This is a genomic window from Acidimicrobiia bacterium (assembly GCA_036271555.1).
Classification (GTDB): domain Bacteria; phylum Actinomycetota; class Acidimicrobiia; order IMCC26256; family PALSA-610; genus DATBAK01.
This window is the reverse complement of record DATBAK010000003.1, coordinates 38,884-52,850: the sequence shown is the minus strand read 5'-3', so window position 1 is coordinate 52,850 and position 13,967 is coordinate 38,884. Positions and strand designations below refer to the sequence as shown.

Below are 13,967 nucleotides of genomic sequence, written 5' to 3'. Positions count from 1 at the left end.
ACGACGGTTTGCTGAATCTCGACGACATCCTTCGGTACGCGGTCGGACGCGAGGCGTCGGACGTCCACATCAAGGTGGGTTCCGCGCCCGTTGTACGCGTAGACGGCCGGCTCGAGCGCAGCGACTTCGAGCACGCGACGCCGTCGGAGACGGAGCGGGTCGCCTTCGCGATCATGCCGAAGAACCGCGCCGAGGAGTTCCTCGAGACCGGTGAGGCCGACTTCGCGCACTCGGTCGCGGGACTCGGGCGCTTCCGTGTGAACGTGCACCGTCAGCGCGGGTGCGTGGGCCTCGTGCTGCGGCGCGTGCAGTCATCGATCCCGAGCTTCGACTCGCTCGGTCTGCCGAACTCGGTGCGCAAGCTCGCGGAGAACCCGCGCGGGCTCGTGCTCGTCACCGGTCCGACGGGATCGGGCAAGACCACGACGCTCGCTGCGATGATCGACCACATCAACACGACGATGAGCAAGCACATCGTGACGGTCGAGGACCCGATCGAGGTGCTGCACGCCGACAAGCAGTCGATCGTCGTGCAGCGCGAGGTGGGGACCGACACCGCGGACTTCAACGCCGCGCTGAAGCGAGTGCTGCGGCAGGACCCCGACGTCATCCTCATCGGTGAGATGCGCGACTCGGAGACGGTCGCGACCGCGCTGTCGGCCGCCGAGACCGGTCACCTCGTGTTCTCGACGTTGCACACGATCAACGCGACCGAGTCGATCAACCGGATCATCGACTTCTTCCCACCGCACCAGCAGCGGCAGACGCGCATGGCGCTCGCGGGCGCGCTGCGCGGCATCGTGAGCCAGCGCCTCGTCGAGGTCCGCAACGGCGGTGGGCGAGCCGCGGCGATCGAGGTGCTCGTGGCGACCGGGCGGGTCTTCGACAAGATCGTCAATGCCGAGGAGACGCACGAGATCGAGGAGATCATCGCCGACGGCGAGTACTACGGCATGCAGACGTTCGACCAGAGCCTGCTGTCGCTGTACCAGCGCGGGCTGATCGAGCTGCGGGAGGCGCTCGCGGCGTCGAGCCGTCCGCACGACCTGCGCTTGATGATCGAGCAGCACACGCTTTCGCAGGCCGAGACGATGCCTGCCGGTCAGCCCCGCTGACGTTCGGCCTCGACGAAGCGGGAGGGAGCGCGCGAGGTCGCGTGCTCGCTTCGCTCACCGCCTGCCGGCTGAAGCCGCGCCTCTGAGCTCGTAGCGGCGAGACTCGCGGCGTGAGCTCGCCGCTGCCTCCGCGCCTCGCGCCGTACCTCGAGGAGTCGACGCCGCTCATGGAGCTGGCCCGGCGCTTCACCGCGGCCGGGCATTCGCTCTACCTCGTCGGCGGTTGGCTGCGCGACGCGATCTCGGGTCGCGACCTCGACGGCAACGACACCGATCTCGCGACCAGCGCACGTCCCGACGACATCACCGCGGTGCTCGACGGCTGGGCCGATCATCTCTGGCTCCAGGGCAAGCGCTTCGGCACGGTCGGCGCGCAGCACGGTGACCTCAGCATCGAGATCACGACCTTCCGCTCGGACGTGTACCACTCCGAGAGTCGCAAGCCCGAGGTCCAGTTCGGCGACGACATCGAGACCGACCTGTCGCGCCGCGACTTCACCGTGAACGCGATGGCGCTCGCGCTGCCGCAGCTCGACTTCACCGACCCCTTCGACGGTCTCGCCGACCTCGCGGCGCGCCGACTGCGCACGCCGCTCTCGGTCGACGTCTCGTTCCTCGACGACCCATTGCGCATGCTCCGGGCGGCGCGCTTCACCGCGTCGCTCGGCTTCGAGCCCGACGCCGACGTGGTCGCCGCGATGGAGCAGCACCGCGAGCGGTTGGAGATCGTCAGCGCCGAGCGCATCCGCGACGAGCTCGACAAGCTGCTGGTCGTGCCCGATCCGCAGCCCGGGCTCTGGCTGCTCGCGCGCACGGGGCTGTCGGACCAGTTCCTGCCCGAGCTCAACGCGATGCAGCTCGAACAGGATCCGATCCACCGCCACAAGGACGTCCTCGCGCACACGATCGCCGTCGTCGCCAACACGCGGCCCGAGCTGCGCGTGCGCCTCGCGGCGCTGCTGCACGACATCGGCAAGCCCCGCACGCGCGGTTTCGCGGCGGGTGGCGTGACGTTTCATCATCACGAGGTCGTCGGCGCGCGCATGGCCCGCGAGCGACTCACCGCGCTGCGCTATCCGAACGAGATGATCGACGACGTCGTCGCACTGGTCGCGCTGCACCTGCGTTTCCACACGTATCGCATGGGTTGGACCGACAGCGCGGTGCGTCGGTACGTGCGCGACGCGGGCCCCCTGCTCGACGACCTCAACCACCTCACGCGCTGCGATTGCACGACGCGCAACCAGAAGAAGGCCGCCACGCTGTCGCGGCGCATGGACGAGCTCGAGGCGCGCATCGCGGAGCTGCGGGGCCAAGAGGAGCTCGCGAGGATCAAGCCGCCGCTCGACGGCCGCGAGGTGATGGAGCTGCTCGCGATCCCGCCGAGCGCGATCGTCGGCAAGGCGCTTGCGTTCCTGCTCGAGGAGCGACTCGAGCGCGGACCGATCGCGGAGGACGACGCGCGCAAGCTCCTGTTCGCCTGGGCGCGCGAGCAGGGGATTGTTGTACCCCACGACTGATCGACGTGCGCGCCGGAGCGGGCGGTTCGCTTTGCGGGCCGTCCGAGGCTGCGGTTGAGGCGTCAGGAGCGGCGAGCGGAGCGAGCGCGGTTTGGAAGCTGCGTGCGCGCCGGAGCGGGCGGTTCGCTTTGCGGGCCGTCCGAGGCTGCGGTTGAGGCGTCAGGAGCGGCGAGCGGAGCGAGCGCGACCAGAAACTCAGAGCCCCTCTTTGCGCGCGCGCCAGATGATCGTGGTCGGGATCGCGGGGCCCGGGTCGGCGCTGCGCAGCGGCTCGGGCTCGACGATGACGTCGATGCGAAAGCCCGCGCGTCCCGCGGCCATGAACACCTCGGCGATCGTGCGCGGATGGAGCGACACCTTCTCCCCGTCGCGCTCGACGACGAACGGCGTGCGATCGAAGTACGAACGCCGTACCTCGCGCCGGCCGAGGGGGAGCGAGCCTTGCGGCGCGTCGTCGCGGGCCGCGCACAGCGCGAGCGGGTGCTCGTACGAGAACACGAACGCGCCACCCGGGCGCACGACCCGGTGGACCTGTCGGAGCACGCGGTCGAGGTCGTCGACCTGACCGACCGCGCCGAAGCTCACGGCGAGGTCGATCGAGTCGGCGCGCAGGAACGCGAGATCGGCGACGTCGCTCTCGTGCCACTCGATGCGCACCTCCTCGGCGTGGGCATTGCGGCGGCCCTCGGCGAGGCGCGCGCCGGACGCGTCGATCGCGATCGCGTGCGCGCCCTGGCGCGCAAGGGCGATCGACGCCTGCCCCGTGCCGCAGCCCAAATCGAGGACCCGCTTTCCCTTGACGTCGCCGAGGAGTCGCAGCTCGCGCTCCGCGGGCAGGTCGGCGCCGTAGCGCACGGTGTCGTACCCGCCGCCGGCCGCGGCCCCCGTCCCCGTCATCGCCGTGAGTCTGCCGCGACGGCGCGGCTCGCGCGCGGAAGACGACGCCCGCGGCCTCTCCTACACTTTTCGGCGTGAGCCGAGAGATCGACTACGCCCTCGCCCGCCGGCTCACCGTCCGCGATTTTCGCTCGGGCGCGCTCGCCCGCGTCGACGTGTGTGACGCGCACCCCGAGCTGCTGCGGGCGGCGCGCAATCTCGGCGAAGAATCGGGCGACGACTGCCCGGTCTGTTCGACACCGGGGCTGCGACGCGTGCGCTACGTCTACGGCGACACGCTCAAGGCCGCGAACGGCCGGTGCGTCGAGACCAAGAAGGAGCTCACGCGCCTGTCCCGATCGGTCGACGAGTTCGTCTGCTACGTCGTCGAGGTCTGCGTCGACTGTGGCTGGAACTACATGATCCGCTCGTCGATCCTCGGCCGCGCCCAGGCGGGGTAGCGGGCGCGCCCGGAAAGCACTTACGCTGTTCTGACCGCCGGGAGCCGAACGGCCCTGGACGGTCGGAGGTCAACATGACGCAAACGCATCACGGTCCGGTCACCGCACCGCGGATCCGGAACGCGAAGGGTTCGGGCACGCCGCTCGTGATGGTGACGGCGTACGACGCACCGTCGGCGCGGGTCGTCGACGGCTCCGGCGCCGACATGATCCTCGTCGGCGACTCGCTGGCGATGGTCGTGCTCGGCTACGACGACACGCTGCAGGTGACGACCGACGACATGGTCCACCACGTGGGTGCCGTCGCGCGCAGCCGCCCGCGACCACTGATCGTCGGTGACCTTCCCTGGCTCAGCTATCACGTGAGCCGGGACGAGACCGTGCACAACGCGGCGAAGCTCGTGCGCGCGGGCGCGGGTGCGGTGAAGCTCGAGGGCGGGCGCAAGCGGCTCGACTCGGTCGCCGCGATCCTCGACGCGGAGATCCCGGTGATGGGCCACATCGGCCTCACGCCGCAGTCGATCCACGCGCTCGGCGGCTTCAAGGTGCAGGGCAAGCAGATGGACGCGGCGCAGGTGATCGTCGACGACGCGGTCGCGCTCGCCGAGGCCGGCTGCTTCGCGATCGTGCTCGAGTGCGTTCCCGACGGCGTCGCGCGCATGGTCACCGACTCCGTCGACGTGCCGACCATCGGCATCGGCGCGGGCCGTCACTGCGACGGGCAGGTACTCGTGTTCCACGATCTGCTCGGCTTCACGAGCCCCGACCGCAACGCGCCGAAGTTCGTGCGCCGCTACGCGGAGCTCGAGATGGACGCCACGCTCGCGGTGAGTCACTTCGTCGAGGACGTACGCGACGGCCGCTACCCGTCGAGCGACGAGACGTACCACATGACCGACCAGATGGCCGAGGGTCTCGGCCTGTACGGCGGCCGCGTCGAGCGGGCCGACGCGCCCGCCCCCGAGATCCCTGTCACACCCCCTGTGTAGGGTCGCCGTCGATAGGACGTGACGAGGACGCACTGGTAACGTCTCCAGGTTCTTCCGCTCCCCCCCTTTCGGGGTGCGGCGGAGGCGACACCAACCGATTCCTGCTCCCCCGGGAGCCCGCGCAGTGCGCGGTCCACAGGAGGTACGGGCCTTTGAGGCCTTACGAGGTCATGGTCATCCTCTCCACGGATCTGGAAGAGGAGACGATCCGACCCACCGTCGAGCGGTGGATGCAGCTGCTGGAGTCGAACGGCGCCGAGCGGGGCCACGTCGACTACTGGGGCAAGCGCCGCTTCGCCTACGAGATCGGTCACCGCTGGGAGGGCTACTACGTGGTCCTCCAGGCGAGGGCCGAGCCCGCGGCGATGGACGAGCTGGGTCGGATGCTCTCTCTTGCTGACGACGTCATCCGCCACAAGGTGCTGCGCGTTCCCGAGGCCGTCTACGGACCGCCGAAGACCGCGGGCACCCCGGCGGACGCATAAGGAGGGAAACACCACCATGGCTGACAACACGATCACGATCGTCGGGAACGTCACCCGCGAGCCGGAGCTGCGGTTCACGGCCAACGGGCGCTCCCAGCTCACCATCGGGCTCGCGGTGAACCGCCGCTACCCCGACCGCGGCCGCCCGGGCGAGTGGGTGGAAGAGGTCTCGTTCTTCAACGTCGTCTGCTGGGCCGACCTCGCGGAGAACGTGAGCGCGTCGGTGCAGAAGGGTTCACGGATCATCGTGAGCGGCCGCCTGCGCCAGCGCAGCTGGGAGACGGAGAACCAAGAGAAGCGCTCCGTCGTCGAGGTGATCGCCGAGGAGGTCGGGCCCAGCCTCCGTTGGGCGACCGCCCAGATCAGCCGGACCGAGCGGAAGGGTCCGGGCGACGGCCCGGGCCCCGGCCCCCGCCCCGACAACACCGCGTCGGTGCCGGCCGGCGGCGGCTACGACGACTTCGGCGAGGAACCCTTCTGATGCCCTTCGAGAACGAGAGCTAGATGGCACACGACCGCGAACGACGGAAGGGCAAGGGCGCGGCAGCCGATCGGCGCCGCGTGCCCAAGAAGAAGACGTCGATCCTCATCACCGAGCGCGTCGACTGGATCGACTACAAGGACGTGAACCTGCTCCGCCGGTTCATGTCGGAGCGGGCCAAGATCCGCGCCCGCCGGGTCACCGGCAACACCCAACAGCAGCAGGTCGCGGTGGCGAAGGCGATTCGTATCGCCCGCGAGATGGCGTTGCTGCCCTACAGCGTGCGCCAGGTGACGCAACGCAGCAAGGGCGGGCGGCGTGACCGTGGCGACCGCGGTGATCGTGGCGACCGCGGTGAGCTGCGCGCACCGACCGAGCCGCCCCCGTCGCCGCCGGTCGAGGCGACCGCAGCGCCGTCCGAGGACGGTGCGATCGAGGCGACCGCCGACACCAACGGCGCCGGCGCGCTCGACACGGCCGTGAACGAGCATGGCGCGGCGGGCGAAGGCGGCGACGAATGAAGGTCGTGCTGCGCGACGACGTCGACAAGCTCGGTCTGAAGGGCGACCTCGTCGATGTCGCCGATGGGTACGCGCGCAACTTCCTCGTGCCGCGTGGGCTCGCGATCCGCGCCGAGTCCGGTGTCGTGCGTCAGGCCGAGGCGATGCGTCGCAACCGGTCGGCGCGCGAGCAGCGCGACCGCGAGGCCGCGCAGGCGGTCGCCGACCGACTGTCGGGGCGCACGCTCGCCATCACCGCGCGCGCGGGAGAGGGCGGCAAGCTCTTCGGCTCGATCACCGCGGGCGACATCGTCGCCGCGGTGCAGGAGCAGCTCGGCGTCGAGATCGATCGTCGCCGGCTGACGCTCGACGAGCCGCTGAAGGAGCTGGGCCCGGTCGAGTTGCCGGTGCGGTTGCACACCGACGTCGTCGCCACGTTGTCGGTCGACGTCGTCGCGCAGTAGCCCCGCCCCGGCGTTCGCAGGGTGCGCGTACGGTCGGCGGTCGCGCGCGCTCCGAAACTGTCACACCTCGAGACGACGATGACGCGCGTTCGTCCCCAGCCCTGTGGACGAACTGCCGAGTTTGGCCACAGGTCAACCACAGAGCCGGGGCACTTGTCCACAAGTTTCGGATCTACCACCCCACAGGCCGCGTCCGTCATCCTTCACGGCGGGCACAACCTGCGGGGCGACAGGCATACGAGAGGGGTGGCGTGGTCCAACCGGTCGAGGACATTCGGTCGCGCAGCAGCGCGAGGATCCCGCCGCACAACATCGAGGCCGAGGAGTCGTTGCTGGGGGCCATGCTGCTGTCCCGCGACGCGATGCTCGCCGCGATCGAGGCCCACGTCGAGACGCCGGACTTCTACAAGCCCGCGCACGGTCAGATCTTCGACGCGATGTACATGCTGCACGGGCGGGGTGAGCCGGTCGACGTCGTCACCGTCGCCGAGGAGCTGCGCCACCGCGGCCTGCTCGACGCGCTCGGCGGGCGCGGCGCGCTGCTGCGCATCCAGGCCGCGACTCCGGCGTCGGCGAACGCCGAGCACTACGCGGGCATCGTCTCGGAGCTGTCGCTGCTGCGTCGGCTGATCGGTGTCGCGCACGACATCTCGGAGATGGGCTACGCGCCCGACGACGATGTCGCCGACACCCTCGATCGCGCCGAGGCGATGGTGTTCGAGGTCGCCGAGCGCCGCGTCGCGGACTCGATGACGCAGCTCTATCCCGCGCTCGAGGCGACGATGGAGGAGCTCGAGCACCTGTACGAGCGCGACTCGCAGCTCACGGGTGTGCCGACCGGCTACACCGACATCGACTCCTTGCTGCTGGGGCTCCAGCCGTCGAGCCTCGTGGTCGTCGCGGCACGACCGGGTCAGGGCAAGACGAGCTTCGTGATGGGCGCGGCCGCGCACGTCGCGCTCGAGACGAACAAGCCGGTGCTGTTCTTCTCGCTCGAGATGGGCCACCTCGAGCTCACGCGCCGGCTGCTCGCGTCGGAGGCCCACGTCGACATGCAGGGTCTGCAGACCGGCCGCCTGTCCGATCATGAGTGGACGAAGCTCAACCACGCGGTCGGTCGGCTCGCGGAGGCGCCGATCTTCATCGACGACAACCCGCACTGCACGGTGATGGAGATGCGGGCCAAGGCGCGACGCATCAAGGCGCGCTACGGCGAGGTCGGCCTCATCGTCATCGACTACCTGCAGCTGATGACGTCGGGCAAGCGCGTGGAATCACGTCAGGTCGAGGTGTCGGAGCTGTCGCGCGGGCTGAAGATCCTCGCCCGCGAGCTCGACACGCCGGTCGTGTGCTGCGCGCAGCTCAACCGTCAGCTCGAGTACCGCCAGGACAAACGGCCGATGCTCGCCGACCTGCGAGAGAGCGGCTCGATCGAGCAGGACGCCGACGTCGTGATGTTCATCTACCGCGACGAGTACTACAACCCCGACTCGGAACGCATGGGCAGCGCGGAGATCATCATCGCGAAGCACCGGAACGGTCCGACCGGCAACGCGCACCTCGCGTTCATCGCGCGCAGCACCAAGTTCGCCAACATGGCGGTGTCCTAGTACCCGGGTCGCGCTCGCTGCGCTCGCCGCTCCGTGACGCGGGATGGGAGTCGGCGAGGTCGCGTGCTCGCTTCGCTCGCCGCTACCGGGCGTAGGAGGCTTGGGCGGCGTCGACGCGGTTGAGCTCGGGAGTGACGGACGCGACGCGACGGGCGTGGCGGCGCACGACGAGGATGCCGAAGAGCGCGGCGCCGAGCGCGGCGACGCCCCCGACGACGAGACCGGCACGCGCGCCGTAGACGTCGCAGATCACGCCGAGGAGCGGACCGCCGATCGGTGTGCTCCCGAGGAACACGATCGCCTGGAGCGCGAGCACGCGCCCGCGCATCTCGGGCGCCGACCGCAGATTCACGATCGCGGTCGACGCGGTCATGAAGGAGATGCTCGTCCAGCCGAGCGCGATGCCGAGCGGGAACGCGATGGCGAGATCGGGTGACGCGGCGAGGACGAACATCGCGATCCCGAACGCCAGCGCGGCGACGATCACATCGCGCGTCTCGATCGTCTTACGACGCGCCGTGGACAGCGCGCCCATCAGCGATCCGACCGCGGTCGTCGAGAACAGGAGCGTGAACATGCCGGTGCCGCCGTGGAACGTCTTCTCGACGAACAACGAGAGCACGACCTGGAAGTTGAACGAGAGCGTGCCGACGACGGCCATCATCAGCAGCGGGATCCACAGGTCGGGCACGGTGCGCACGTAGCTCAGACCGGCGCGGATCTGCTTGCGAGCGCGTTCGGTGACCGGCGGCATCCGCAGCTCGGCCGGGTTCATCTTGAGGAACGCGACGATGACGGCGATGTAGGAGAGCGCGTCGAGCGTGAAGCACCAGCCGTAGCCGGCGACGATCACGAGCAGTCCGGCGAACGCGGGGCCGATGATGCGGGCGCTCGTCATGAGCGCGCTGTTGAGGCTGACCGCGTTGCTGACGTCCTCGCCTTCGACCATCTCGACGACGAAGGCGCGCCGGGCGGGGTTGTCGAACGCCACGGTGCAGCCGCCGACGACGGCGACGAGGTCGATCGACCACACCGGCGGGTGGCCGCTGAACGCGAGCGCGGCGAGGACGAACGACTGCGCCATCGCGATGAACTGGACGACGACGAGGAGCTTGCGCTTGTCGGATCGGTCGGCGACGAGGCCGGCCCACGCCCCGAGGACGAGCACCGGCGCGAACTGGCACGCGGAGAGCACGCCGACCGCGACGCCGCTCTTGTTCGTGAGGTGGAGGACGAGCAGCGTCTGCGCGATGAGGGTCAGCCAATTGCCGACCTGCGAGATCAGCTGGCCGAAGAAGAACTTCCGGAAGTTCGGAACGTGCAGCGACCGGAAGGTGGCATCGGTGAAGCCGTGGATCCTGCTCTTCACGGGCGACACCTCGTTGGCATGCCGTCATTGTGCCAGATAGTTAGTTAGCCTGGCAAACTAAATTCTGACCCCTCGGGAAAGTCCTGGTCCGAGGCGTGAAGGCCGTTCGGCCGGTGGGTCAGAAGAGGCGGAGTGTGCTCGAGGGCAGCCCCCGGAGCTCGTCGAGGTCGACCTCGACACATTCCACGCCCCGAGACTCCGCCAGGGTCCGTGCCTGCTTGGCGATCGTCTGGCCGACGAGCATGCCCCGGACCGGCCGGTCCAGGCGCGGCCCGAGGAACTCGAGGTACCGGCACACCTGCTCGACGGCGTCGATGTTCGCGTGGCGCTTGATCTCGACCGCGACGTAGGCGTCGACCAGATCGACGGCGAGCCCGTCCGTGCAGAGGAGGTCGACCGGACCGATGTCGGTCGGGTACTCACGCCGGACGAGCTGGTAGGTGTGCTTCAGCGCCTCGACGCGCGCCGCGATGAGCTCCTGCAGCTCCGCCTCGACGCCGTCCTTCTCGAGACCGGGATCGGTGCCGAGCTCGACGGTCACGTCCGACAGCACCTCGTGCAGCTCGATACGGAGCTCCTCGCCCTTCGGGTTCGTCGCCGTGAACCCGGTCTCCGTCGTCTCGATGCGACAGGGCGGGCTCATCCAGTTCAGCGGCTTGTAGGCGCGGCTGTCGGAGTGGATCGCGAGCGAGCCGTCGGCCTTCATGACGATGAGCCGGCGCGCCGGCGCGAGGCGCGCGCCGAGCCGGCCGCGGTATTCGACGGTGCAGTTGGCGACGAGCAGGCGCACGGCCGGAGTCTCGCACGGCGGTGTCACGCGGCTCCGACCTCCGGCGCTCGATCCCTGATGGTTCAGGGCCACAGCACGTTGACCGCGACTTCCGTATGGGTCTGGCCCGCGTGCGAGGCGACCGGGCCTGCCGCGTCCGGCGGCCGCGGCCGCCGTACCGTGGCCCGTCATGTCGAGGCACGGTCGGCGGGTCGGCGCGGCGCTCGCCGGCGCGGCCCTGATCCTCACGATGACGAGCTGCGGATCGTCGGGTTCGACGGCGTCGCCGTCGAAGTCGGAGGCGTTGGCGCAGGAGCTCGCGGCGCTCGCCAACCGCGGATCGCGCTCGACGTGGCTCGTGACGTACGCGTTCACCCGCACGACGAATGCCGGCGCGAAGTTGAACGAGTCGCTCGTCGCCGCGCACGTCACCGCGCGCGCGGGTCGGGCTGCGCTCGACATCAGCGGCGGCCTCGGCTCGCTCGTCGTCACCGCGGGCGCGCAGACGGCGTCCTGCACGATCGTCGGTTCGAAGCCCGAGTGCCTGCGGTCGAAGGCGTCCGGCACGAACCAGCCGGGCGCGGTGTACGGCGGCGCAGTGGTGAGCGGCCGGTACTCGATCACGCGCGGCGACGACAGCACGCTCGCCGGTGTCGGCGCGCGCTGCTTCTTCCTCGCCCTGCGCCACGGCGCCCCGCTCGCGGGGCTCGGCTTCTCGTCGGAGCAGTGTTACTCGAGCGCGGGCATCCCACTGCGCTCGCGCATTCAGCGCAGCGGCTCGCTGGACGAACGCACGGCATCCAACGTGCAGACGGCGGTGGGCCGCGCCGAGCTCCTCCCGATCCTCACCCCCTACGGACTCCAAAGCCTCGCGCCGGCATGAACGGCCGGGCCGCTCGGCGGCTCGCCCGACTTGGAGACCGCGGCGTCAGGCGCGCCGAGCGACGCGAGTGCGACCTGAGATGAGAACGCGATCGGGCCGGTCGATCGTGTGCTCGGTACGCTTCGGTCCGCCGTGAACTTCTACGACGAGGTGCTCAAGGAGCTGGTGGTCGCGCTGGGCGCGGCCCTCTTCGTCGCCAACGCACGCGCGCTCGTCCGCCGCCCCGTCGATGCGGACAATGCGAACCGCCGCACGGTCTCGCGCTCGCGGGCCGGCAGCCCGGTGAAGGGCTACAAGCATCGCGGCGAGCAGACCGACCTCGTGCAGGCACCGGTGATGCGATCCGTGCTCTACCTGGCGATCGGTCTCGTCGTGATGATCTGGGGCATCGCGTCGCTCGTGAGTCACTGACCGCCCGGCGGTACCCTGACCGCCGATGGCCGAGATGCACGACACGACCGAGGAGTACCTCGAGACGATCTTCGAGATCGAGGAAGAGGGCATCGTGCCGATCCGCGCTCGCCTCGTCGAGCGCCTGCGGCTCTCGGCACCGGCGGTCTCGGAGACCGTGAACCGGCTCGTCGAGCAGGGCAACGTCGAGCTCCTCGACGACCGCCGCCTGCGGCTCACGCCGAAGGGCCGCGCGATCGCGCGTTCGATCGTGCGCCGCCACCGGCTCGCGGAACGACTCCTTGTCGACGTGATCGGGCTCGAGTGGGAGAAGGCACATCGCGAAGCCGACCGCTGGGAACACGCGATCTCGGCCGACGTCGAGGAGAAGCTCGTCGCGTTGCTCGGTGACCCCGCGACCTGCCCGCACGGCAACCCGATTCCGGGCTCGGCGCGCACGATCGACCGGACGGGCTCGGTCGTGCTGTCCGAGGCGGCCGAAGGTGCGGTGGTCGTCTCGCGCATCAGCGAACGGCTCGAGCTCGACGACGACGCGCTCCGACTGATCGCGTCCGCCCGGCTCACGCCGGGGTCGCCGGCGACGATCACCGAGCGCGACGCGGCCGGTGCGGTCACCCTGCGCACCGACGCGGGAGACCACGTGGTGCCGCTCGCGGTCGCGCGGTTGATGGAGGTCATGCCCGGCGGTGGTGCGCCGGACGTGGCCGCAGTCGCGGCCGGCGCCCGCGCGTCCTAGCGCGCGACCGCGCGGCGGATCTGCGTCAGCAACGAGCGTTGCCCGCGCGCCGTGGTGCAACGGAAGCGCTCGAAGTCGTCGGTGACGCGGACGTCCGCGTCGATGCCCGTCGGATCGTCGTGGAAGTGCAGGAACGCGCGTGAGCCGCGCGAGAACGCGCCGGGACGCTTCTCGATCAATCCGTCGACGTCCCGCAGCTCGGCGATGAAGCCCGCGAGGGTTGCGAGCGTCTCGGGCGTTGCGTGCCGCATCAAGTCGTCCCCTCGACGTGCAGCACCGCGGCGCCTGCGACCTGGTGGGTCGCGAGCGCGCGCAGCGCTTCGTCGGCGCGATCGAGCGGAAACGGCGTCGTCGTCACCTGGATCGGAATCTGCGCGGCGAGCGCGAGGAACTCCTCGCCGTCGCGACGCGTGTTCGCGGTGACACTGCGCAGCTCGCGCTCGCGGAACAGGTCGCGTTCGTAGGACAGCGACGGGATGTCACTGAGGTGGATGCCCGCGATCGCGGCGACACCGCCCGCGTCGAGCGCGTCGAGCGCGCGCGGCACCGACGTGCCCACGGGCGTGAAGACGATCGCCGATTGCAACGGCTCGGGACTCGGAGCCGACTCGTCCTGCGCCGACGCGCAGCCGAGCTCGAGGGCGCGCCGTTGCGCGGCGCGTGAGCGCGTGAAGACGTGCACGGTCGCGCCCTCGTGGAGCGCGACCTGCGCCGCGAGGTGCGCGGAGCCGCCGAACCCGTAGACGCCGAGCGCGCCGCCGGGTGGGAGCGCGCTGCGCCGCAACGCGCGGTAGCCGATGATGCCCGCGCAGAGGAGCGGCGCCGCGTGCTCGTCGTCGAAGACGGAGGGGATCGCGTACGCGTACTGCTCGTCGACGACCGCGGCCTCCGCGTAGCCGCCGTGCGCGTCCCAGCCGGTGAAGCGCGGATCGACGCACAGGTTCTCGTCACCGCGCGCGCAGAAGCGGCACACGCCGCATGTGTGCCGTAGCCACGCGATGCCGACGCGATCGCCGATCGCGAACCGCGGCGCGCCGTCGCCGCACGCGTCGACGACTCCGACGACCTCGTGTCCGGGCGTGATGCGTGCGTGGTGCGGCGCGAGGTCGCCCTCGGCGAGATGGAGGTCGGTGCGGCACACGCCGCAGGTCGAGACGCGCACGCGGATCTCGCCCGGGCCGGGTTCCGGTTCGTCGCGGTCGAGCCGCACGAGCGGAGCCGTGCTCGTCACGGGACCGGGGTGGTCGACGACCCAGCTGCGCATCGGTGCCAGCTTGCCCGGCGACTACGTTCGCTTC

16 protein-coding genes and 1 pseudogene are annotated in these 13,967 nt (G+C 70.3%); 12 read left to right on the top strand and 5 right to left on the bottom strand.

Annotated elements, in window-relative coordinates:
* Positions 1-8: 8 nt before the first annotated feature.
* Positions 9-1,115: a type IV pilus twitching motility protein PilT gene (locus VH914_01460; protein ID HEX4489847.1), complete on the top strand. Its 1,107-nt coding sequence runs from the start codon at positions 9-11 to the stop codon at positions 1,113-1,115.
* A gap of 110 nt (positions 1,116-1,225) precedes the next feature.
* Positions 1,226-2,635 (top strand): CCA tRNA nucleotidyltransferase, encoded by a 1,410-nt coding sequence (locus tag VH914_01455; GenBank protein HEX4489846.1) that lies wholly within the window; start codon positions 1,226-1,228, stop codon positions 2,633-2,635.
* Positions 2,636-2,830: 195 nt separating this feature from the next.
* Here the strand turns inward: VH914_01455 and VH914_01450 are convergent, their stop codons facing one another.
* A complete protein-coding gene (locus tag VH914_01450) occupies positions 2,831-3,532 on the bottom strand; it encodes a class I SAM-dependent methyltransferase (protein ID HEX4489845.1) in 702 nt (233 codons plus the stop codon).
* A gap of 74 nt (positions 3,533-3,606) precedes the next feature.
* On the opposite strand from VH914_01450, the gene VH914_01445 reads away from it, so the two are divergent.
* From VH914_01445 to dnaB, 7 genes and pseudogenes are all read left to right on the top strand, one after another.
* Complete coding sequence (locus tag VH914_01445; GenBank protein ID HEX4489844.1) at positions 3,607-3,972, top strand: DUF5318 family protein; 366 nt, start codon at positions 3,607-3,609, stop codon at positions 3,970-3,972.
* Positions 3,973-4,046: 74 nt separating this feature from the next.
* A complete protein-coding gene (gene panB, locus VH914_01440; protein HEX4489843.1) occupies positions 4,047-4,961 on the top strand; it encodes a 3-methyl-2-oxobutanoate hydroxymethyltransferase in 915 nt (304 codons plus the stop codon).
* A gap of 152 nt (positions 4,962-5,113) precedes the next feature.
* On the top strand, positions 5,114-5,446 hold the full coding sequence (gene rpsF, locus VH914_01435) for a 30S ribosomal protein S6 (GenBank protein HEX4489842.1): 333 nt from the start codon (positions 5,114-5,116) through the stop codon (positions 5,444-5,446).
* A gap of 16 nt (positions 5,447-5,462) precedes the next feature.
* A complete protein-coding gene (gene ssb / locus VH914_01430; GenBank protein HEX4489841.1) occupies positions 5,463-5,927 on the top strand; it encodes a single-stranded DNA-binding protein in 465 nt (154 codons plus the stop codon).
* A 23-nt stretch (positions 5,928-5,950) separates the two neighbouring features.
* A pseudogene (gene rpsR / locus VH914_01425) lies at positions 5,951-6,208 on the top strand (30S ribosomal protein S18).
* A gap of 236 nt (positions 6,209-6,444) precedes the next feature.
* Positions 6,445-6,891, top strand: coding sequence for a 50S ribosomal protein L9 (rplI, locus tag VH914_01420; protein ID HEX4489840.1), 447 nt, complete (start codon positions 6,445-6,447; stop codon positions 6,889-6,891).
* A 251-nt stretch (positions 6,892-7,142) separates the two neighbouring features.
* Entirely contained in the window at positions 7,143-8,501 is a 1,359-nt protein-coding gene (gene dnaB, locus VH914_01415; GenBank protein ID HEX4489839.1) for a replicative DNA helicase, read from the top strand.
* 82 nt (positions 8,502-8,583) lie between these two features.
* On the opposite strand, the gene VH914_01410 is transcribed toward dnaB, so the two are convergent.
* Both VH914_01410 and nucS read right to left on the bottom strand, forming a co-directional pair.
* The gene (locus VH914_01410; protein HEX4489838.1) at positions 8,584-9,870 is read right to left on the bottom strand and encodes an MFS transporter; all 1,287 of its coding nucleotides are present in this window, start codon (positions 9,868-9,870) and stop codon (positions 8,584-8,586) included.
* Between the two features lie 118 nt (positions 9,871-9,988).
* Positions 9,989-10,660: an endonuclease NucS gene (gene nucS / locus VH914_01405; GenBank protein ID HEX4489837.1), complete on the bottom strand. Its 672-nt coding sequence runs from the start codon at positions 10,658-10,660 to the stop codon at positions 9,989-9,991.
* A gap of 169 nt (positions 10,661-10,829) precedes the next feature.
* Between nucS and VH914_01400 the strand changes: the two genes are divergently transcribed.
* The 3 genes from VH914_01400 to VH914_01390 all read left to right on the top strand — a co-directional run bounded on the left by VH914_01400 (position 10,830) and on the right by VH914_01390 (position 12,669).
* Entirely contained in the window at positions 10,830-11,522 is a 693-nt protein-coding gene (locus VH914_01400) for a hypothetical protein (protein ID HEX4489836.1), read from the top strand.
* Positions 11,523-11,654: 132 nt separating this feature from the next.
* Positions 11,655-11,933, top strand: a complete 279-nt coding sequence (locus VH914_01395) for a hypothetical protein (GenBank protein HEX4489835.1) — start codon at positions 11,655-11,657, stop codon at positions 11,931-11,933.
* A 25-nt stretch (positions 11,934-11,958) separates the two neighbouring features.
* A complete protein-coding gene (locus VH914_01390) occupies positions 11,959-12,669 on the top strand; it encodes a metal-dependent transcriptional regulator (GenBank protein HEX4489834.1) in 711 nt (236 codons plus the stop codon).
* On the opposite strand, the gene VH914_01385 is transcribed toward VH914_01390, so the two are convergent.
* Positions 12,666-12,920, bottom strand: coding sequence for a hypothetical protein (locus VH914_01385; GenBank protein HEX4489833.1), 255 nt, complete (start codon positions 12,918-12,920; stop codon positions 12,666-12,668). The genes VH914_01390 and VH914_01385 overlap by 4 nt on opposite strands.
* Positions 12,920-13,933: a zinc-dependent alcohol dehydrogenase family protein gene (locus VH914_01380; protein ID HEX4489832.1), complete on the bottom strand. Its 1,014-nt coding sequence runs from the start codon at positions 13,931-13,933 to the stop codon at positions 12,920-12,922. Before VH914_01380 ends, VH914_01385 begins: the two co-directional genes overlap by 1 nt.
* Between the last annotated feature and the right edge of the window lie 34 nt (positions 13,934-13,967).